The 20,303-nt window shown below is 69.2% G+C and carries 22 protein-coding genes, 1 pseudogene and 1 riboswitch; of the genes and pseudogenes, 15 read left to right on the forward strand and 8 right to left on the reverse strand.

From position 1 onward, the window contains the following. Nucleotides 1–12: 12 nt before the first annotated feature. Together LPN01_RS07650 and LPN01_RS07655 are read right to left on the reverse strand one after the other, a co-directional pair. On the reverse strand, nucleotides 13–2,472 hold the full coding sequence (locus LPN01_RS07650; protein ID WP_262827784.1) for a TonB-dependent receptor: 2,460 nt from the start codon (nucleotides 2,470–2,472) through the stop codon (nucleotides 13–15). A gap of 143 nt (nucleotides 2,473–2,615) precedes the next feature. Next, nucleotides 2,616–2,783 carry a hypothetical protein gene (locus LPN01_RS07655; protein WP_262827785.1) on the reverse strand — a complete coding sequence of 56 codons (168 nt, stop codon included), beginning with the start codon at nucleotides 2,781–2,783 and terminating at the stop codon, nucleotides 2,616–2,618. A 417-nt stretch (nucleotides 2,784–3,200) separates the two neighbouring features. Here LPN01_RS07655 and LPN01_RS07660 point away from each other — a divergent pair, with 417 nt between their 5' ends. Both LPN01_RS07660 and metE read left to right on the forward strand, forming a co-directional pair. After that, nucleotides 3,201–4,214 carry a helix-turn-helix domain-containing protein gene (locus LPN01_RS07660; RefSeq protein ID WP_262827786.1) on the forward strand — a complete coding sequence of 338 codons (1,014 nt, stop codon included), beginning with the start codon at nucleotides 3,201–3,203 and terminating at the stop codon, nucleotides 4,212–4,214. 81 nt (nucleotides 4,215–4,295) lie between these two features. Continuing rightward, nucleotides 4,296–4,504, forward strand: a riboswitch (cobalamin riboswitch). A 119-nt stretch (nucleotides 4,505–4,623) separates the two neighbouring features. After that, the gene (gene metE, locus LPN01_RS07665; RefSeq protein ID WP_262827787.1) at nucleotides 4,624–6,915 is read left to right on the forward strand and encodes a 5-methyltetrahydropteroyltriglutamate--homocysteine S-methyltransferase; all 2,292 of its coding nucleotides are present in this window, start codon (nucleotides 4,624–4,626) and stop codon (nucleotides 6,913–6,915) included. 48 nt (nucleotides 6,916–6,963) lie between these two features. On the opposite strand, the gene cobT is transcribed toward metE, so the two are convergent. The 5 genes from cobT to LPN01_RS07690 form a co-directional block, all read right to left on the reverse strand. Then, a complete protein-coding gene (cobT, locus tag LPN01_RS07670; protein ID WP_262827788.1) occupies nucleotides 6,964–8,790 on the reverse strand; it encodes a cobaltochelatase subunit CobT in 1,827 nt (608 codons plus the stop codon). Then, on the reverse strand, nucleotides 8,790–9,131 hold the full coding sequence (locus LPN01_RS07675; protein ID WP_262827789.1) for a DUF86 domain-containing protein: 342 nt from the start codon (nucleotides 9,129–9,131) through the stop codon (nucleotides 8,790–8,792). The genes cobT and LPN01_RS07675 overlap by 1 nt, the downstream gene beginning before the upstream one ends. After that, entirely contained in the window at nucleotides 9,121–9,423 is a 303-nt protein-coding gene (locus LPN01_RS07680) for a nucleotidyltransferase family protein (RefSeq protein ID WP_262827790.1), read from the reverse strand. Before LPN01_RS07680 ends, LPN01_RS07675 begins: the two co-directional genes overlap by 11 nt. Before the next feature lie 4 nt (nucleotides 9,424–9,427). Continuing rightward, entirely contained in the window at nucleotides 9,428–10,432 is a 1,005-nt protein-coding gene (cobS, locus tag LPN01_RS07685) for a cobaltochelatase subunit CobS (protein ID WP_262827791.1), read from the reverse strand. A gap of 109 nt (nucleotides 10,433–10,541) precedes the next feature. Beyond that, complete coding sequence (locus tag LPN01_RS07690; protein WP_262827792.1) at nucleotides 10,542–11,246, reverse strand: winged helix-turn-helix transcriptional regulator; 705 nt, start codon at nucleotides 11,244–11,246, stop codon at nucleotides 10,542–10,544. A gap of 66 nt (nucleotides 11,247–11,312) precedes the next feature. Here LPN01_RS07690 and LPN01_RS07695 point away from each other — a divergent pair, with 66 nt between their 5' ends. From LPN01_RS07695 to LPN01_RS07720, 7 genes and pseudogenes are all read left to right on the forward strand, one after another. Then, complete coding sequence (locus LPN01_RS07695) at nucleotides 11,313–11,753, forward strand: VOC family protein (protein WP_262827793.1); 441 nt, start codon at nucleotides 11,313–11,315, stop codon at nucleotides 11,751–11,753. Beyond that, nucleotides 11,750–12,484 (forward strand): glutathione S-transferase family protein, encoded by a 735-nt coding sequence (locus tag LPN01_RS07700; RefSeq protein ID WP_262827794.1) that lies wholly within the window; start codon nucleotides 11,750–11,752, stop codon nucleotides 12,482–12,484. Before LPN01_RS07695 ends, LPN01_RS07700 begins: the two co-directional genes overlap by 4 nt. Then, a pseudogene (locus LPN01_RS19075) lies at nucleotides 12,481–12,813 on the forward strand (DUF1428 domain-containing protein); the annotation flags it as partial. The gene LPN01_RS07700 and the pseudogene LPN01_RS19075, both read left to right, overlap by 4 nt. Continuing rightward, nucleotides 12,796–13,197 (forward strand): DUF1428 domain-containing protein, encoded by a 402-nt coding sequence (locus tag LPN01_RS19080; RefSeq protein WP_316747182.1) that lies wholly within the window; start codon nucleotides 12,796–12,798, stop codon nucleotides 13,195–13,197. The pseudogene LPN01_RS19075 and the gene LPN01_RS19080, both read left to right, overlap by 18 nt. A 14-nt stretch (nucleotides 13,198–13,211) precedes the next feature. Further along, entirely contained in the window at nucleotides 13,212–14,000 is a 789-nt protein-coding gene (locus tag LPN01_RS07710; protein WP_262827796.1) for a VOC family protein, read from the forward strand. Next, nucleotides 13,997–14,485, forward strand: a complete 489-nt coding sequence (locus LPN01_RS07715; RefSeq protein WP_262827797.1) for a VOC family protein — start codon at nucleotides 13,997–13,999, stop codon at nucleotides 14,483–14,485. Before LPN01_RS07710 ends, LPN01_RS07715 begins: the two co-directional genes overlap by 4 nt. Beyond that, complete coding sequence (locus LPN01_RS07720) at nucleotides 14,482–14,940, forward strand: SRPBCC family protein (RefSeq protein ID WP_262827798.1); 459 nt, start codon at nucleotides 14,482–14,484, stop codon at nucleotides 14,938–14,940. Before LPN01_RS07715 ends, LPN01_RS07720 begins: the two co-directional genes overlap by 4 nt. Before the next feature lie 701 nt (nucleotides 14,941–15,641). Here LPN01_RS07720 and LPN01_RS07725 read toward each other — a convergent pair. Further along, a complete protein-coding gene (locus LPN01_RS07725) occupies nucleotides 15,642–16,196 on the reverse strand; it encodes a J domain-containing protein (RefSeq protein ID WP_262827897.1) in 555 nt (184 codons plus the stop codon). 94 nt (nucleotides 16,197–16,290) lie between these two features. Between LPN01_RS07725 and LPN01_RS07730 the strand changes: the two genes are divergently transcribed. From LPN01_RS07730 to LPN01_RS07755, 6 genes are all read left to right on the forward strand, one after another. Next, nucleotides 16,291–16,593, forward strand: a complete 303-nt coding sequence (locus tag LPN01_RS07730; protein WP_262827799.1) for a BolA family protein — start codon at nucleotides 16,291–16,293, stop codon at nucleotides 16,591–16,593. Nucleotides 16,594–16,597: 4 nt separating this feature from the next. Further along, nucleotides 16,598–17,317: a glutathione S-transferase family protein gene (locus tag LPN01_RS07735; protein ID WP_262827800.1), complete on the forward strand. Its 720-nt coding sequence runs from the start codon at nucleotides 16,598–16,600 to the stop codon at nucleotides 17,315–17,317. A 74-nt stretch (nucleotides 17,318–17,391) separates the two neighbouring features. Beyond that, the gene (locus LPN01_RS07740; RefSeq protein ID WP_262827801.1) at nucleotides 17,392–17,841 is read left to right on the forward strand and encodes an NUDIX hydrolase; all 450 of its coding nucleotides are present in this window, start codon (nucleotides 17,392–17,394) and stop codon (nucleotides 17,839–17,841) included. Next, nucleotides 17,831–18,730 (forward strand): pirin family protein, encoded by a 900-nt coding sequence (locus LPN01_RS07745; protein WP_262827802.1) that lies wholly within the window; start codon nucleotides 17,831–17,833, stop codon nucleotides 18,728–18,730. The genes LPN01_RS07740 and LPN01_RS07745 overlap by 11 nt, the downstream gene beginning before the upstream one ends. 80 nt (nucleotides 18,731–18,810) lie before the next feature. After that, nucleotides 18,811–19,695 carry an alpha/beta fold hydrolase gene (locus tag LPN01_RS07750; RefSeq protein ID WP_262827803.1) on the forward strand — a complete coding sequence of 295 codons (885 nt, stop codon included), beginning with the start codon at nucleotides 18,811–18,813 and terminating at the stop codon, nucleotides 19,693–19,695. Between the two features lie 114 nt (nucleotides 19,696–19,809). Next, nucleotides 19,810–20,292, forward strand: coding sequence for an RcnB family protein (locus tag LPN01_RS07755; RefSeq protein WP_262827804.1), 483 nt, complete (start codon nucleotides 19,810–19,812; stop codon nucleotides 20,290–20,292). The last annotated feature ends 11 nt before the right edge of the window (nucleotides 20,293–20,303 follow it).

Consider the following 20,303-nt stretch of genomic DNA (forward strand, 5'->3'; position numbering starts at 1 on the left):
GCGTTAGCAAGGTCAGAAGCTGTAGAACAGGCTGAGCACCGCCGAGCGTCCTTCGCCGGGCGCCGCCCAGCCGTTGTTGCGGATCGCGGTGAAATACCGCTCGTTCGTAAAGTTCTGCACGTTCAACTGCGCGGTCAGGCCGCCGGCGAAGCTGTAGGCCAGATAGGCGCGGTGGATCAGATAGTCGTCCGATCGATATTGCGTCGGGGCGGCGAGCGTCGCGGCGTTCAGTGCGAAGCTGCCCTGATAGGTCAGGCCGTAACCGACCTCCAGCCCGAACGGCAGCTTGTAGGTGGTGAAGAGGCTGCCCGAATGGTCGGGGGTCTGGACGAACGGCGTGTCGCGCTGCGGATCGGGCACGGCGGCGCTGTTGCCGCACGCCGCGCTCGGCCTGGCGAGACAGGCGTCGGACACCGACTGGACGATGCGGCCGTCGAGATAGGTGTAGTTGGCGAACATCGTCCAGTTGCGCGTCACGTTGCCCGACACGCCGAGCGCCGCGCCGTCGACGCGGGCGCGGCCATCGAGCACCTGCGTCGCGGCGGGCAGCGCCGGGTCGTTCGAGGCGACACGATAGTTGCTGCGTTCGTTGCGGAACACCGCCGCGGTCAGTTCCAGCCGGCGCCCGAACAGCCCCGCCTTGACGCCCGCCTCGTAATTGCGTGCCGTTTCGGGCGCGACGGCGCAGGTGTCGACGACCACGGAATTGGTCGTGCCGACGCAGCCCAGACGTACCGTCGCCGACGACGGCGTCCTGGCGTTGGCGTAGCTGGCATAGACGCTGACGTCGCGGACGGGATGGACGACCGCGCCGAACCGGTACGAGAAGAGCCGTTCGTGGTTCGACTGCGGCAGCGCGAGCGCGCCGGCGAGCGGCGCCGTCCCCGGCGGCACGACGGCCAGCGGCAGGTTGCGGAACGTGGCGTCCTGCTGTTCCCAGCGCACGCCGCCGTTGAGTTCGAGATAGCGGCCGAGCTCGAGCGTATCGAACAGGTAGACCGCGACGTTCGTCGTCCGCGACTTCGACTGCGCGGTGATCGTGCGGTTGACCGGGCCGGTATAGGCGGTGTCCGGCTTGCCGATGGCGATCGGCGGCAGGATCAGCGCCTGTCCCGCGGCATTGCGGATCAGCGAGGCGGACGTGATCGCATAATCCTCCACCGATGCCGCCATGCCCGTATTGGCGACGTTGCGGATACCGCCCTTGGCGCCCGTTTCCAGCCGGATGTCGGTCTGGTTGACCAAGAGCTGGTTCTCCTGATCGCGCACCAGCCCGCGCGGGCCGTTCGGCTGGAAGAACCCCGCCGCGACCGGGATCGTCACCGAATTGGTGCCCGGACGATAGACGCCGGCGGCATCGACGACGTTCGAGAAGGTCGCGGTGCACGCGCCGCCGGTCGGCGTGCGACTGGTCGCGGCGAGGCAAAAGGTCCCCTGCGGTGCGCTCGTCACGCTATCCTGGCCGACCCGCTGCCAGCGCGTCAGGTTGCGGACCGACAGCGCATCGCTGACCCGGTGACGGACGGTCGCGGTGAAGCGGTCCACCGTCGTATCCTGGCGATCGAGGTTGGCGATGCCGAAATAGTCGCTGCGGCCGACGCCGGGCAGCGCACCGTCGTACAGGCCGTTCCTGAAATAGGGGACGCCATAGATCGGCGTGTTGCGGTCCTCCTGATGGACATAGGCGAGCGTCAGGCTGGTCGGGCCGTCGATGCCGATCGTCACCGACGGCGCCAGCCCCCAGCGCCGGTACCGCTCGACGTCGCGGCCCGGCACGTCGTTGTGGTGATAGGCGCCGTTCAGCCGTATCGCCACGTCGTCGCCGATCCGGCGGTTGGCATCGACCGCACCACGCCGGTAATCGTCGCTGCCGACCGACCCCTGCACGATGGTCAGATCCTCCGGCCGCGGCTCCTTGGTGACGAGGTTGATCGTGCCGCCGACGCTGCCCGATCCGTTGAACACCGAATTGGCGCCGTTATAGACCTCGATCTGCTGGATGTTGAACGGGTCGGTGCGGCTGTATTGCGCACTGTCGCGGATGCCGTCGACGGTGATGTCGTTGTTCGCCGAATAGCCGCGCAGGTTGATGCTGTCGCCATAGCCGCCGCCGCCCTCGCCCGCGCCGAAGGTGATGCCGGGAATCGTCTGGAGCGCGTCGCGCAGCGTCTGCAGATTCTGCTTGCGGATGACCTGGTCGGAGATGACGGTGATCGTCTGCGGCGTATCGATCAGCGTGCTCGTCGCCTTGGGGCTCTCGACGACGGTCGGCTCGATCGCCGCCTTGCCGTTGACGACGATATCGTCACGCCCGACCGCGCGCCGACCGTCCTGATCCTCGGCGATCGCCTTCGCGCGCTCCGCGGGCGTCTCCGACGACGCAGGCGCCGGGGCGGGCGCCGGCGCGGCCATGGCCGGGGCCGAAGCGATGAAGCCCACGCAGGAAAGCGCGAGGAAGTGCGAAGTCGGCATGATGATCCCCTTTGACGAGGAGCCGACTAATGCGAATGATTATCAACGTCAACGCTATTGAGAGTCACCCGCAACTTCTGCGCGGGCGGCCGGCGCCGCCGCGCACCGGCTGCCGACCGTCGGCGCGCGACCGCGGGCGCCCGTCAGGTCGCGGCCAGCGAACGACCCACGCCCGCGCCCGCCGGCGCATCTGCCCGATCCCCCGCCCCTGACGCGTCGTCGATCGCCGCATCGTCGTCCCGCAGCAGGTCGATCGCATTCTGCAGATGACAGACGGCGGCGCTGGTCGGGCCCCGTTCCAGAATGGCCATCGCCCTCATCATGAGACACAGAGCCTGGTTCGACGATTCCATTGCGATCAGTTCCTCCCACCATAGCCGGCGACACCCGCAGCCTTTCGATGCGGTACTCCCGTATGAACGACGACCGTGTCGTGCTGTGCCGCGCCATAGCACCAAATTCAGACCAAAAACATGATTTGCCGACTACGACGTTGTTTCCGCTCGCGAAATATTGCTGCCGTATCATCGAAAGATGGCGGGATTTCGCAAAAATACTAGCATCTGGCCATGATACCGATCAGAGATGTTTCGGACGTGACCGTTGACGTACGCAATGATCCTATCGGTCGCGACGGGGCGTTGCAAATCTGCAACTGGTCAAGCATAATCCATGCCCTTGAGCGATAGGGGGAGGCAAAACTGCGGTCATTTTCGTCGCGGCGACCGGTGACCAGCCCGTCCCGGCACCCGCATGCGCTGTGGCGGCCCCAGCCCCAGTTCGCGCACACGGTCACCGACGTGCGCGCGCTCGAACCGCTGAACGCCGGCGGCGGCATCGCCGTGGCGTTCGCCGCGCTGCCCAAGACGGCGCTGCACATCGCGTTCGGCGGCAGCCAGACCGAACAGCTCAGCGTCTGGACGACGCGGACCGAGTCCGGTTTCCGGACCACCCGCAAGATCGACGCCGATCTCGTCACCATCCGCTTCGTCCACAGCGGCGCGATGTCGCGCATCGGCACCCGCGGCAACGACATCGCCGTCGCCTTCGATCAGGCCCTGTTCGGCAATTTCGAGGACATGCGCTACGAACAGGCATCGCCCGGCTTTTCGGCGATCACCGCGACGGTGGGACGCGACGCGATCGTCACCGCCTGCCAGACGCTCGGCGGGTCGGGCTGTCCCGTCCTGCCGCAATTCGCGCCGGTGGTCGACACGGGAAGCCTCGGGCTCGCGGCGTTGCGGCATACCGTCGGCCTGTTGCTGCACCACCTGCCCGAAAAGGGGAGCGAGGCGGATCTGATGACGCCGCTGCTCGAGGAGCTGCTCGTCTATCAGTTCGTCAGCGCATGGCCGGCGACAGGGGCGCCGGCCGGCGGTCGCACCGGCGGCACCGCCGTGGCAGACCGGCCGGTACGGATGGCGGTCGACTATATCGAGGCGAACCTGCGCCACCGGATCGCGATCGCGGAGATCGCCGCGGCGTCCGGCCTCAGCGTCCGCATGCTCCAGATCGCCTTCAAGCGCCGGCTGGGATACAGCCCGGTGCAATATCTGATCGCGCGCCGCCTCGACCGGGTGCACGCCGACCTGCTGGGGACGGAGGGGCGGACGGTACGCCAGATCGCGACGGACTGGGGTTTCGTCCACATGAGCGATTTCGGCCGGCGCTATCGCGAGCGGTTCGGCCATACCCCCGGCGAGGCGCTGCTGATGCGGGCGGGGCCAGGCCCCGTCGCCTGATCCCACACGCCGAGACGTTCATATAAAGAATTCTTTATATCCCGCTTGACGCGGCCCCACCCGATCGGGATGCTTGGGGCGTCAAGGTTCTCCGGCACGGGTTCGCCCGTGCCGGAGCTAAGACGGGAAGCCGGTGCGCCCCCTTATCGGGCAAGGCCGGCGCTGCCCCCGCAACTGTAAGCGGCGAGCGGCGGTCATGACGTGTCACTGGCGGGGCGACCCGCCGGGAAGGCCAGACCGTTCGCACCGACCCGCGAGCCAGGAGACCTGCCTTCGACGCCATACGTCCACCGGCGGGGTGCCCGGTCTGGCCGCTTGCCGAACCGTGGCCGGAGCACTGCTTCGTTCGCGTGGCCGGTGCGTGCGTCCGTCCGGTCTGCCCCGCCCTTCATCGGGGTTGCATGAAGACATGACCGTTACCGTCGCCACACTGGGGTTCCCCCGCATCGGTCCACGCCGCGAACTGAAGTTCGCGCTGGAACGCTTCTGGTCCGGCAAGACCGGCGAAGCCGAACTGCTCGACGCCGCCGCGGGGTTGCGCACCGCCGCCTGGGCGCGGCAGCACGCGCTGGGCGCCGACTGGCTGCCGTCCAATGATTTTTCCCTGTACGACCATGTGCTCGACACCAGCGTGATGCTCGGTGCGGTGCCGGGGCGCTACGCCGTCGCCGACGGCGAGGCCACGCTGGCGACCTATTTCGCGATGGCGCGCGGATCGACCGGCGACGGACATTGCGATCATGCGCACGGCGTCACCGCGGGCGAGATGACCAAATGGTTCGACACCAACTATCATTACATCGTGCCGGAGATCACCGCCGGCCAGCGCCTGACCCTCGGCCGCCTGAAGATCGTCGAGGACTATCGCGAGGCGAAGGCGCAGGGGTATGAGACGCGGCCGGTGCTGCTCGGCCCGGTCACCTGGCTCAGCCTCGCCAAGGGGAGCGACACCGATCGGTTCGCGCGGCTCGACGAGGTGCTGGCGCTCTATGCGGTGATCCTGGGCCACCTGCGCCATGCGGGCGCGGCGTGGGTGCAGATCGACGAACCGGTCCTCGTCACCGACCTGTCGCCCGAGCAGGGACAGGCGTTCGCACGCGCCTATGCACGGCTGGCGGAGGCTGGGCCGAAGCTGATGCTGACGACCTATTTCGGTGCGCTCGACGACAATCTCGCGCTGGCCGCGGCGTTGCCGGTCGCCGGGCTCCACGTCGATCTGGTCCGCGCGCCCGAGCAGCTGGACGCGGTGCTCGCCGCCTGGCCCGCCGACCGGCTGCTGTCACTCGGCGTCGTCGACGGGCGCAACGTCTGGCGGGCCGATTTGCCCGCGCTGCTCGACCGGCTCGAACCGGTCGCGGCGAGGCGCGACCTCGTGCTCGCGCCGTCGTGCTCCTTGCTGCACGTCCCGCACGACCTCGCGCTCGAACCGGCGCTCGATGACGAACTGCGCCAGTGGCTGGCCTTCGCGGTGCAGAAGATCGGGGAACTCGACATCCTCAAGCGCGCGCTGAACGCGGGACGCGCCGGCGTCGCCGATGCGCTGGCGGCCTCCGCCGAGGCCGCCGCCGCACGCCGGGTATCGCCGCGTATCCACGACGCCGCCGTCGCCGGACGGATCGCCGCCGTCACCCCGGCGATGGAGCGCCGCCGCTCCCCCTATGGCGCGCGGGTCGAGGCGCAACGCGCCGCGCTCGCCCTGCCCGCCTTCCCGACCACCACGATCGGTTCGTTCCCGCAGACCGCGGCGGTGCGCCACGCGCGCGCCGAGCACAATCGCGGCCGGCTCGACACGGCGGAATACGAGCTGTTCCTGCGCGAGGAAACCGAACGCGCGATCCGCTGGCAGGAACAGGTCGGGCTCGACATGCTGGTCCACGGCGAATTCGAGCGCAACGACATGGTCCAGTATTTCGGGGAGCGGCTGTCGGGCTTCGCCTTCACCGTCAACGGCTGGGTGCAGAGCTATGGCTCGCGCTGCGTCCGGCCGCCGATCCTCTATGGCGACGTGTCCCGGCCGGAGCCGATGACGGTCGACTGGTGGCGCCATGCGCAGGGACTGACCGATCGCCCGGTAAAGGGCATGCTGACCGGTCCGGTCACGATCCTCAACTGGTCCTTCGTGCGCGACGACCAGCCGCGCGCGGCGTCGTGCCGCCAGATCGCGCTCGCCATCCGCGACGAGGTGATCGACCTCGAAGCGGCGGGATGCCGGGCGATCCAGATCGACGAGGCCGCGCTGCGCGAAGGTTTGCCGCTCCGCACCGCCGCGGCGCAGGCCTATCTGGACTGGGCGGTCGCCTGTTTCCGGCTGTCTGCGGCGGGCGTGGCCGATGCGACGCAGGTCCACACCCACATGTGCTATTCGGAATTCAACGCGATCCTCGCCGACATCGCGGCGATGGATGCCGACGTCATCTCGATCGAAACGGCGCGATCGCAGATGGAGTTGCTGGAGGCGTTCGCGCAGCACGGCTATCCCGCCGCGATCGGACCGGGCGTCTACGACATCCATTCCGCGCGCGTGCCGACGCAGGACGAAATGGTCGCGCTGATGCGACTCGCCCAGTTGCACCTGCGTCCCGACCAATTGTGGGTGAACCCCGATTGCGGGCTGAAGACGCGCGGCTGGGACGAGGTGCGCCCGGCGATCGCGGCGATGGTCGCCGCCGCCCGGACGCTGCGCGCCGACGTCGACGCCTGACCGCGACCGGCCGCGCCGTCTGCGGACGGCGCGGCCGGAATCGCGCGATCAGGGCGTGTCGAACAGCGCGGCGAGCTGCTCGATGATCGTGCCGCCCAGTTGCTCGGCATCCATGATCGTCACCGCGCGCGCATAATATCGCGTCACGTCGTGACCGATGCCGATCGCGACGAGTTCCACCGGCGACTTGCCCTCGATCCAGCCTATGACCTGTCGCAGATGGCGTTCCAGATAGCTGCCCGAATTGACCGACAGCGTCGAATCGTCGACCGGCGCGCCGTCGCTGATGACCATCAGGATGCGGCGTTCCTCGGGCCGCGCCATCAGCCGCGCATGCGCCCAGAGCAGCGCCTCGCCGTCGATATTCTCCTTCAGTAACCCCTCGCGCATCATCAGGCCGAGGTTGGTGCGCGCGCGCCGCCACGGCTCGTCCGCCTTCTTGTACACGATGTGGCGGACGTCGTTCAGCCGCCCCGGCTGCGGCGGACGCCCGGCGGCGAGCCACGTCTCGCGCGCCTGCCCGCCCTTCCACGCTCGGGTGGTGAAGCCCAGGATCTCAGTCTTCACGCCGCACCGTTCCAGCGTGCGCGCGAGGATGTCGGCGCTGATCGCCGCGATGCCGATCGGGCGCCCGCGCATCGACCCCGAATTGTCAATCAGCAGCGTCACCACCGTGTCGCGGAAATCGGTTTCGCGCTCGATCTTGTAGCTCAGCGACTGGCCCGGCGTGACGACGACGCGGGCGAGGCGCGCGGCATCGAGCATGCCTTCGTCCTGGTCGAAGTCCCACGACCGCGACTGCTGCGCCATCAGCCGCCGCTGCAGCCGGTTGGCGAGCTTCGACACCGCCGATTGCGGGTGTGCGAGCTGCTGGTCGAGATAGCCGCGCAGCCGCGCCAGTTCCTCGGCGTCGCACAGATCGGTCGCGGCGACGACCTCGTCGAACTGCGTCGTCCACGGCTTGTATTCGAACTGCGGCATGAAGTCGCTGTTCGGCCGGTTGGGACGCACCGGCTGCATCCCCTCGTCGCCGTCGTCGCCGGGCTCGCCGTCGAGGTCGTCCATCGATTCGTTGCCGAATTCCTGGCCCTCGCCGTCCTCGCTGTCGGATTCCTGCGCCTCGCCGCGGGCATCGACCTCGCCCTCGCCCTGACCGCCCTGCTCGTCGTCGCCGTCCTCGCCCTCGTCCTGCTGCTGGTCGTCGGTGCCCTCGTCCTCCGATCCGCCGTCGTCGGCATCCTCGGGCAGCACCTCGCCCTCGACCAGCTCCAGATCCTCGAGCATCTTCATCGCCAGGCTCTGGAAGGCGCGCTGGTCGTCGAGCGCGAGGTTGAGCGCGGACAGGTCGGTGCGCGAATCGATCCATTCGCGCACCAGCGCGAGGCCGGGCGCCGCGGCGGCAGGTGCCTCCTGCCCGGTCAGCTTTTCGCGAACCAGCAGCGACAGCGCGGTCGACAGCGGCACCTCCTCGCGGGTGCGGGCGCGCGTGATCGGATCCGCGCGCAGGCGGACGTCGAGCGAATGGGACAGATTGTCCGCGATGCCGGCATAGCCGCGGCTGCCCAAGGCCTCGACCCGCGCGGTCTCCACGGCGTCGAACACCGCGCGCGCCACCGCCTCGGCCGGCGCGCCCTTCAGGTGCATCGCGGTGTCGTGATGCTTCAGCCGCAGGGCGAAGCCGTCCGCGAACCCACGCGCCTCGGCGACCTGCTCGGGCGGCAGCGCGCGCGCGGGCATCGGCACCTTGATATGCTTGCCCGATTGCGTCGGCGCATCGGCGGTATAGGCCAGTTCGACCTCCGGCTCCTCCGCGATTGCACGCGCGGTGCCGGCAAGCACCGCCTTGAACCGGTCGAGGGGGGTTTCGTTGGCCATCAGTCTTCCAGCGCGCGAAGCGCGGCGAAACGCAATGCCGGAACTTCGTTCTTCAAGATACCGTACAGAACTGCCACGTCGATATCGTCATAAGCGTGCCGCAACATATTGCCCAGTCCACGCACGCGCTCGAAAGGCAAGTCCGGCAGGATTGCCGCCATTTCGACCGGCCCGATCTTCACGACCGCTTCGGTGATCCGTTCCAGACACCGCTGTGTGGCATCCAGCACGATGTCGCTATCTGCAAATGCAGCCGCATCCTGCCCGGCGATATAACGCTCGATCCGATCCGCGTTGACGACGACATCGCCGAGGCGACGGGAAACATCCTTAGAAGACATGGACGCGGTCCCGGTCGATTTCGGCGCGCAGCCGTTCGTTGCGGCTGGGCTCGGTCATGAAATCGACCTTCGCCCCGATCATTTCCTCGATCTTGCCCCCGATACCGAAGAAGCCGAACGAACCCAGCCCACGCACTGCGTCGTAATCGACCGACGCAACCAGATCGACGTCCGAGTCCGGCCGCGCCTCGTCACGCGCCGTCGAACCGAAGATCGCCAGATGCGTGATCCCCAGCTTCCGCAAATCCTCTTCGCGTGAGCGGAGACGCGCAAGAGCTTCGGCCCGCGTCATGGCCTTACACCTTCCCCACCACGCTTTCGGGCAGGTCCTTGCCGAATACACGCTGGTAATATTCCGCGACCAGCGGCCGTTCGTTCTCGTCGCACTTGTTGAGGAACGACAGGCGGAAGGCGAAGCCGACGTCGCCGAAGATCAGCGTGTTCTGTGCCCAGGTGATGACGGTGCGCGGGCTCATGACGGTCGAGATGTCGCCGTTGACGAAGCCCTTGCGCGTCATGTCGGCGACGCGGACCATGTTGTCGACGGTCTTTTTGCCCTCCGGCTTGTCGTATTCGCCTGATTTGGCCAGCACGATCTGCGATTCGACCGCGGCGGGCAAATAGTTGAGCGTGACGACGATGTTCCACCGGTCCATCTGGCCCTGGTTGATCTGCTGCGTGCCGTGGTACAGCCCGCTGGTATCGCCGAGGCCGACGGTGTTCGCGGTCGCGAACAGGCGGAACCAGGGGTTCGGGCGGATGACGCGGTTCTGGTCGAGCAGGGTCAGCTTGCCCTCCGTCTCGAGCACGCGCTGGATCACGAACATCACGTCCGGGCGCCCGGCGTCATATTCGTCGAAGACGAGCGCGGTCGGCGTCTGCAACGCCCAGGGGAGCAGCCCCTCGCGGAACTCCGTCACCTGCTGGCCGTCGCGCAGCACGATCGCGTCGCGGCCGATCAGGTCGATACGGCTGATGTGCGCGTCCAGGTTGATGCGGATGCACGGCCAGTTGAGCCGCGCCGCGACCTGTTCGATGTGGCTCGACTTGCCGGTGCCGTGATAGCCCTGCACCATCACGCGGCGGTTGTGCGCGAAGCCCGCCAGCACCGCCAGCGTCGTATCGGCGTCGAAGACATAGGCGGGGTCGAGGTCGGGGACGCGCTCGTCCGCCTCGCTGAAGGCGGGCACCTGCATGTCGCTGTCGATCCCGAACAGGTCGCGCACGCCGACCATCCGGTCGGGCGCGTCCATGATCGTCGTCTCGCGGCTGTCGGGCTGGATGTTGGGGATGTCGTTCATCGCGTCGGGGTACCGTTCCGGGGCTGGCAATCGAAGGGGCGGCCCTCCTGAACGCGCGAGGCGAGCGAACGGCGCAACGGACGATCAGTGGAAACGGATTGCGCCGCCGTCAAGCCGCCGCGGGGTCGATCCGCTCCGGCAGCGAAAACAGGTCGGCGAAGCGAGCCGCCGCGTCCCGGTCGCCGACGACGCGCATCGTGCCGTCCGCCTCCGCCGCCGCGATCGGACGCTTGAGGTAGATCCAGACGACCAGCGGCGTCGGATCCGCCTCGATCACCACGTCCGCGCCCGCCGGGTCGTCGCGCACGATCGTCAGCGCGCCGTCCGCCAGCCGCGCGAGGAAGCGGTCGCCGCCGGTGCGGAAGCCGATCGTCATCGCCAGCCCGCGCGCCCTGTCGCGGTCGATCATCGTGCGCATCGACAGCATCGCCGAGGCGGGCGAGAAGGGCAGCGTCGGATCATGCAGCGGCGAGCGCGTCGCCCAGCGCCCCATCGTCTGGAGCACCGGTTCGACCTCATACCCCCAGGGCGTCAGGGCATAGGCCTGCACCGACGCGGGCGGCGGCAGCTTCTGCCGCACCAGCAGCCCGACGCCCTCCAGGCTGTCGAGCCGCTGCGTCAGCACGTTGGCGCTGATCCCGGTCAGCTGCGCACGCAATTCGCCGAACCGCCGCGGCCCGAACATCAGTTCGCGCAGGATCAGCAGCGACCAGCGCTCGCCGACGAATTCCAGTGCCAGCGCGGTTCCGCAGGCATCGTCGTACCAGCGCTTGCGGCGCGCATCGCGCCCTTCAGTTACTTTTTCTGACTCCATGGTTGCTTTATGTAACCATCGGGCGCATCCATTACCAGACGCGATTCGGGAGAGGAATGGCTTGCCATGGCAAAGATGATCTTCGTGAACCTGGCGGTGACGGACGTCGCCGCCGCCACGACCTTCTACGAGGCGCTGGGTTTCGAAAGAAACCCGACGTTTTCCAATCCACAGGCGTCGGCGATGCGATGGTCGGACACGATCTCGGTCATGCTGCTCGACCACGCTTTCTATGCGACCTTCACCGACAAGGCGATCATCGACGCGCGCACGCAAAGCGGCGCGCTGCTCGCGCTGTCCTTCGATGATCGCGCGGCGGTGGATACGATCACCGACGCCGCGGTTGTGGCGGGCGGACGCGAGCTGCACGAACCGGAAGATCACGGCTTCATGTACAGCCGCGCGTTCGAGGATCTCGACGGCCACGGCTGGGGGCCGTTCTACATGGACATGGCCGCCGCCGAACAGGCGATGGGCCAGCCGGCGGACACGCAGGCGCCGGCATGACCGCCGCCCCGACGCAGCCGGTCGTCACCGCCTTCGACTGGGTGCCCGGCTTTGCGCGCGGACAGGTCCGCGACCTGCGCGTGCGCTGGGCGCTGGAGGAGGTCGGCGAGCCCTATACCGTTCGCTACCTGGCGCAGGGCGACCAGAAGCGCCCCGACCATCGTGCACGTCAGCCGTTCGGCCAGGTGCCGACCTACGAACAGGATGGCGTCGTCCTGTTCGAATCGGGCGCGATCGTGCTGCATGTCGCCGAACGTCATCCCGGCACGCTGCTGCCCGTGGACGGTGCGGCGCGCGCGCGGGCGATCGAATGGATGTTCGCCGCGCTCAACACGGTCGAACCGCCGATCATGGATCATGCGATCTGCACGCTGTTCGAGCGCGACCGGCCGTGGTCGGCCGAGCGCCTGCCCGCGGTGCTGCAACGGATCGACGATCGCCTGCGCGACCTGTCGCAGCGGCTCGGCGAGCGGACGTGGCTGGACGGCGACGCCTTCACGGCCGGCGACCTGCTGATGGTCACCGTATTGCGGATCGTTGCCGAGGACGGGCTGCTGGACGGCCACCCGAACCTCGTCGCCTATGTCGCCCGCGGCACCGCCCGGCCCGCCTTCCGCCGCGCGCTCGATGCGCAGCTCGCGGGGTTCACCGGCACGCCGCCGCCGGCGATCGAGGCGTGGCTCAGGGCGCAGGGCCTCGACGGGTCCGCCGACGGGGAGGCCGCACGATGACCTATATCGACGGCTTCGTCGTGGCGGTGCCGACCGCCCGCCGCGACGCCTATCGCGACCATGCCGTGCGCGGGTGGGCCATGCTGCACGCCGCCGGCGCGACGCGGATGTGCGAGACATGGGGCGACGACGTGCCGCACGGCACGCGCACCGACTTCCATCGCGCGGTACAGGCGGGCGACGACGAGACGGTGGTGTTCAGCTGGATCGAATATCCCGACAAGGCGACCCGCGACGCCGTCGCCGCCCGGATCATGACCGACCCCGCGATGGGTGAACTGGCGGCGGCGATGCCGTTCGACGCCGCGCGGATGATCCATGGCGGGTTCGAGGCGCTGGTCGACGCCGGCACCCCGTCGGGCGCGGACGGCTATGTCGACGGCTTCCTGATGGCGGTGCGGGATCGCGACGCCTATGTCACGATGGCGCAGCGGGCGGAAGGCGCGTTCCGCGACCATGGCGCGACGCGCGTCGTCGAGGCCTGGGGCAGCGACGTCGCGCCGGGCGAGGTCACCGGCTTCCCGCAGGCGACGCAGCTGCAAGACGGAGAGAGCGTCGTCTTCTCCTGGGTCGAATGGCCGTCGAAGGCGGCGCGCGATGCGGGCATGCCCGCGACGATGGCGGATGCGCGCATGCAGACCCCGCCCGATGCGCTGCCGTTCGATGGCAAGCGCATGGTCTATGGCGGTTTCGCCAAACTCTTCCAAGCCTGACAGGAGTGACGGACATGTCCCTGGCCGATGGTCATCCGATCTGGTTCGAACTGAGCACGCCCGATCACCATGCCGCCGCGGCATTCTACGAGGCGGTGTTCGCGTGGAGCACCCGGGCCTCGCCGGTCGCCGAACACGGCGGTTACCTGATCGCGTCCGCGCCGGACGGCGACGCCATCGCCGGGCTGATGACGCCGCCGCCGGGGGCGCCCGCGGCGGGCGGCTGGTCGGTCTATTTCCTCGCCACCGACCTGTCCGCGTCGCTGGTCCGCGCGGCCGATCTCGGCGGCAGGGTGGTGTTCGGGCCGATGCAGATTCCCCATGTCGGCCGGTTCGCCGTCCTGCTCGATCCACAGGGCATCCCGCTGTCGCTGATGCAGCCCGATGCGCCGGACCCCGCGCGCCCGTTCCGGCAGGGGCCGGACGCACGCGGTCATGCGGTGTGGATCGAACTCGCCACGCCCGATCCCGACGGCGCCTTCGCCTTTTACGGCGGCTTGTTCGGCTGGACGCGCGAAGGCGGCATGCCGATGGGCGAGATGGGCGATTACGCCTTCATCGGCGCGGGCGACCAGCGGCCGGGGGCGATCATGTCGAGCACGCTCACCCGCGCGCCGGCACACTGGAACAGCTATGTCCTGGTCGCCGACATCGATGCCGCGATCGCCGCGGCGACGGCACGCGGCGGCAAGCTGATCCAGGGCCCCGACCCGATCCCCGGCGGCGACCATTCCGCCAATATCGTCGATTGCCACGGCCATCAGGTCGGGCTGGTCGGCCCGCGTCCGGGAACGGCGGCATGACCCGGCCGATGGCGATCTGCCTGTGGTTCGACGGCGCAGCGGAGGAGGCGGCGAACTTTTACGCCGCGACCTTCCCCGATTCGCGCGTCGATGCGGTCCACCGCGCGCCCGGCGACTATCCCGCGGGGCGGAAGGGCGATGCGCTGACCGTCGACTTTACCGTCTGCGGCACGCCGTTCGTCGGCCTCAACGGCGGCGGCGGGGTGGCGCACGGCATGGCGATCTCGTTCCAGATCTTCACCGACACGCAGGCGGAAACCGACCGGCTGTGGAACACGATCGTCGGCAACGGCGGCAAGCCCAGCCAGTGCAGCTGGTGCACCGATCGCTGGGGGATCAGCTGGCAGATCGTGCCGCGCGCGCTGATAGCGGCGCTGTCGCATCCCGATCCCGGCGCCCGCTCGCGCGCCTTCACCGCGATGATGGGCATGGGCAACATCGATATCGCCGCGATCGAGGCGGCCGTCCGGGGAGACGCAGCATGAGCGACCGTTACGAACTCAGCATCACCCGCCTGATCGACGCGCCGGTCGACGCGGTATGGCGTGCCTGGACCGAGAATACCGGCGCATGGTTCTGCCCTGCACCCTGGACCGCGGAATTCGTGACGCAGGACCTGGTGGCGGGCGGCCGGTCGGAGATCGTGATGCGCGGACCGAACGGCGAGGAAAACCGGCTGGAGGGCGTGTATCTGGAGGTCGTGCCGGGCGCGCGGATCGTCTCGACCGACGCCTTCACCGTTGACTGGGTGCCGGCGGGACCGTTCATGGTGCGCATCGACGCCTTCGCCGAGGAGGACGGCAAGACCCGCTACACCGCGACCGCGCGCCACTGGACCGCGGAGGCGAAGGACAATCATGCCGCCATGGGGTTCGAGGGCGGCTGGAACGCCGCGACCGACCAGCTGGAAGCCATCGCGCTGCGCCTCGCCGGGCGCTGACGCGGGCCACGGGGTCGGACGGGGTCGGTGAACCGGGGCTGCACCTCGCGGACCGGAGCGGTCGGCGATCGGGGCAGCTGCGGAACCCATTTATGCGCCTCCCCGGCGCAGGCCGGGACCCAGTTGGGCAACGCGGAGCGAGGCACGCTTCGCCTGCCATGATCGTCCCCCAACTGGGCCCCGGCCTGCGCCGGGGTGCCGACGATGTGGAGCGGCTTGCACAACCGAAGACGTTGGAAATGGCGAAGCCGCAGTACCCACTGACGCGCCTCCCCGGCGAAGGCCGGGGTCCAGTCGGACAGGCGGAGCGAGGCGCACTTCGCCTTCGCCATGATCGCCCCCCGACTGGGCCCCGGCCTGCGCCGGGGTGCCGACGATGTGGAACGGCTCGCACAACCGAAGACGTTGGAAACGGCGAAGCCGCCGTACCCACTGACGCGCCTCCCCGGCGAAGGCCGGGGTCCAGTTGGGCAGGCGGAGCGAGGCACGCTTCGCCTGCCATGATCGTCCCCCAACTGGGCCCCGGCCTTCGCCGGGGTGCGGCCGATGTGGAAGCGGTCCGCAAGGTCAATGACGTTGAAAAGGGCGAAGCGGCGGCACCCTATCACGCGCCCCCCCGACTGGGCCGGCAACTTTCGCCGGGGGGGGGGGGCGATGCGGAGCGGCAAGATCCCGTCGCGCCGCTCCGCACCGCGCGCCGTTCACACGAACGCGGGCGCCTGCCGCAATTGCTGATAGGCGGCGATCACCTGTTGCAGCATCGCCTCGTGGCTACGGTCGCCGCCGTTGCGGTCGGGATGATAGCGGCGCACCAGTTCCGAATACCGTTTGCGCAGCGCCGAACGGTCGGCGTCCGCGCCGAGGCCGAGCACCTTCAGGCTGGCGCGGTCCTGCCCCGACAAGGGCTTGCCGTCGGGCCGGTCCGGTGCCGCCTCGCGCCGGTAGCGGGCCGCGATCGCGTCGAGCGGATCGCTGAAATCGGCCCAGCGCGGCCCCTGGTCGCCGCTGCCGGCGCGGGCGAAGGCGCGCGTCTCGCGCTCCCAGCCGGCCAGCGGCCGCTGGGCATGATGGATCTCGTCCGCGGTCATGCCGTCGAAATAATTGTAGCGACTGTTGAACGCGCGGACGTGATCGAGGCACATCCAGCGGAACGCGCCCGGCCCGCCGCCGTCCGACGCCCCCTCCAGCGGGGGCGCGCGGAACTCGCCCGGCTCCGCGCAGCCCGGCTCGGCACACACCCTGCCCTGCGACTCCATCCGGCCGTGGAACCGCGTCTGCGGCCGCTCCTTCTTCTCACTCGCGCGCGTCACGAACGCTCCCTAATTGGCGCAATCCGGCTATATAGGTTCGATGACCGACACCGCCACCACGCCGCTCCCGGCCGCTGCGCCGCTCGCCGACATCATTGCCGACCGGCTGACCCGCGCGCTCGAACCGACGCATCTGGAGGTCGTCAACGACAGCCACCACCACGCCGGCCACATGGGCGACGACGGCACCGGCGAATCGCACTTCACCGTGATCGTGGAGAGCCCCGCGTTCGCCGGCGCCAGCCGCGTCGCGCGGCAGCGCGCGGTGAACCAAGCGCTCGCCGATCTGTTGTCGACACGCATCCATGCGCTCGCCATCAGGGCCCGCGCGCCGGGGGAGTGACGCGATGACCTATCGGCTCTGGTACTGGCCGACGATCCAGGGCCGCGGCGAATTCGTCCGCCTCGCGATGGAAGCGGCCGGCATCGCCTATGAGGATCGCGCCCGCGCGGTGGGTGCGGGCGCGATGATGGAGGATCTGGAGGCGCGGACCAAGAACGGCCGCGGCCCCTTCGCCCCGCCCTATCTGGTCCTGCCCGACGCGGACGGCGGCGACGCGATCGCGCAGGTCGCCAACATCCTCGACTATCTGACCGAGCGCCACGATCTGGCACCGGTCGCCGAGCGCCGGTGGCTCCACCAGCTGCAGCTGACCATCGCCGATTGCGTCGCCGAGGTGCACGACGTCCACCATCCGGTCGGCACGATGGACTATTACGATGACCAGAAGCCGGAGGCGGCGCGCGCCGCGGCGCAGTTCCGCGCCGAACGCATGCCCAAGTTCCTCAACCATTTCGAGGATGCCGCCGATGCGGGCGACGGGCCGTTCCTGCTCGGCGAACGCTGGACCTGCGCCGACACGTCGCTGTTCCAGCTGATCGAGGGCCTGCGCTACATGTTCCCGCTGCGCATGGCGACGCTCGCGCCCGACTATCCCGCGCTGGCGCGGCTCCACGACGCGGTGGCGCACGTGCCGGGGGTGCGCGACTATCTGCAGGAAGACCGCCGGCTGGGCTTCAGCACCGAAGGCATCTTCCGCCACTATCCCGAACTCGACACCGCCTGACCGGCGCGTTCGGCACGGCAGCGTTTCCAGATTGCCACCTTCGCCCGGGCGGCGGGGACGGCTAGACGGCGGACGTGACCCGCATTCCCCGCCCCGCCGCCCGCATCCTGCTCGTCGACGCCGCCCGGCGCGTCCTGCTGATGCGCTTCACCCCCGACGACCGCCCGCCGCTGTGGTGCACGCCGGGCGGCGCCGTCGATCCCGGCGAAAGCTACGAGGCCGCCGCCCGCCGCGAATTGTGGGAAGAGGTCGGCCTCGACACCAATTGCGGGCCGCAGGTCGCGCAACGCACCGCCGAATTCCTGACCTTCGAGGGCGTCGAGGTGATCGCGGACGAGCGCTATTTCCGCGTCGACGTCGACACCCTTGCGGTGCGGGCGGGCGCGCTCACCGCGCTGGAGCGGCGCCTGCTCGCCGGATCGCGCTGGTTCGCCGTGCACGAACTGGCCGACTGGCCCGAAACCATCTACCCTGCCGATCTGGCCGATCTGCTCGCCGCGACGGAGCCGCACCATGTTCGATGATTTCGTCCTCCAGACCATCACGCCCGTCACCCACGATCTGGGCGGGTTCAAGGTGCACCGCACCCTCCCCAATCGCGAACGCACGATGGTCGGCCCCTTCCTGTTCTTCGACCAGATGGGGCCGGCGCATCTGGAGGTCGGCAACGGCATCGACGTGCGCCCGCACCCCCATATCAACCTGGCGACGGTCACCTATCTGTTCGACGGCGCGATCGACCATCGCGATTCGCTGGGCACCGCGGCACGGATCGAGCCGGGCGCGGTCAACCTGATGACCGCGGGCCACGGCATCGTCCATTCCGAACGCTCGCCCGGGGACGAGCGCGCGCACGGCCCGCAGCTGTCCGGTATCCAGACCTGGCTGGCGCTGCCCGAGGCGCAGGAAGAGATCGCGCCCGCGTTCGAACACGTCGCCAAGGCGCAGCTGCCGACGATCGCCGCGCACGGCGCGCGGGCGCGAATCATCATGGGCGCGCTGTGGGGACAGGCTGCGCCGACCACCACCTATGCCGGCACGGTCTATGCCGACATCGTCCTCGATCCGGGCGCCAGCATCCCGATCGACGCCGCGGCGGAGGAACGCGCGGTGTACCTCGCGATGGGCGAGGCGACGCTGGAGGGCGTGCCGCTCGAACCGATGAAGCTCTACGTCCTGCGGCCGGGCATCGCCGCGACGCTGCGCTCGGCGCGCGGAGGGCGCGCGATGCTCGCGGGCGGCGATGCCTTCGCGACGCCGCGTCACGTCTGGTGGAATTTCGTCTCCTCCCGCCGCGAGCGTATCGACGAGGCGAAGCGGGCATGGAAGGCGGGCGAATTCCCGACCGTGCCGGGCGACGACAAGGAATGGATCCCGATCCCGCAGGTCCCCAATACGGTAAGCTACCCGTAAGCCCTGCGGCCCGCCGTCCACCGCCGAAGCGCGGGGGCGGCGCGGACCGGACGGCGACGGTTACGAACAGGAGAGGCCCCATGACGATACCCCCGCTGCGCCGCATCGCGCTGTCCACCGGCGTCGAGCTGGACGTCGCGATCGCCGGCGACCCCGCGCATCCGCCGGTGATCCTGCTGCACGGCTTTCCCGAATCGCACCGGACATGGCGGGGCGTGATCCCCGATCTGGCGCGCGACCATTATGTCGTCGCCCCCGACCAGCGCGGCTTCGCCCGCTCGTCCAAGCCCGCGGGCGTCGAATCCTATGCCGCCGACCGCATCCTCGCCGACCTGATCGCGCTCGCCGACGCGCTGGGGATCGACCGCTTCACGCTGGTCGGCCACGACTGGGGCGGCGCGATCGCGTGGATGGCGGCGCTCGCGCGGCCCGATCGCGTCGCGCGGCTGGTCATCGTCAACGCGCCGCATCCCTTCCTCTTCCAGCGCGCGCTGTTCGACGAGCCCGCGCAGCGCAAGGCGAGCCAGTACATCACCCGCTTCCGCGACACCGGCCTCGACCGGGGTCTGGTCGGCGCCGGGTTGGAACGGTTCCTGGGATCGACCTTCGCCCACCATATCACCGGCGGAATCGCGGGCGAGGACAAGGCGGCCTATCTCGACGAATGGTCGCAGCCGGGGGCGATGACCGCGATGCTTAACTGGTATCGCGCCTCGGCCGTGATCGTGCCGGCGATGGACGAGGATCCGCCGCGGCCCGCGTTCCTCGACCGGCCGTTCCCGCCGGTGACGCAGGACACGCTGGTGATCTGGGGCATGCGCGACGCGGCGCTGCTGCCGGTGCTGGTCGACGACCTGGGGCCGTACGTGCCGCGGCTGACCGTCGAAAAGATCGACGCGGGGCATTTCGTCCCTTGGGAAAAGCCGGAGGCGGTCGTCGCGGCGATGCGGCGCTGGTCGATCTGAAGCTGTCCGGTTGCTGACCGGCGCATTCCCGGGCGGTTCAGGCGCATGGACCCAAAAGCGGTTCATGCGTTTTCGCTGTCGCGCAAAGCGCACCGCAAACTGGGAGAGTATCCAATGCGTAAGATCATCATCGCCGCGCTCGCCGCCGCGACCATCCTGCCGGCCGGCGCCGCGAGCGCGCAGAGTGCCCGCGAAGTGCGCCAGAGCGCGCGCGAGGTTCGCCAGAGCGAGCGCGAACTGGCCGAGGCACGCCGCTACGGCGACCGCGGCGACGTCCGCGAGGCGCGCCGCGAGGTGCGCGAGGACCGTCGCGAACTGCGCGAGGACTGGCGCGACTATCGCCGCGACCATCGCAACGTCTACACCCGCGGCGCCTATGCCGGCCCGCGCGGCTATCGCTATCGCCCGGTCAACGTCGGCTATCGCTTCGCGCCCGAATATTACGGGCGGAACTATTGGATCAACGACTACAACACCTATCGCCTGCCGCGGCCGGGCTACGGCTACCAGCGCTGGGTCCGCTACGGCAACGACGTGGTGCTCGTCGACACCCGCTCGGGCCGCGCCGTGCAGGTGTACAACCGCTTCTTCTACTGATGCCGCCGGGG

The sequence above is a fragment of the Sphingomonas sp. A2-49 genome (assembly GCF_025548555.1).
Lineage (GTDB): Bacteria > Pseudomonadota > Alphaproteobacteria > Sphingomonadales > Sphingomonadaceae > Sphingomonas.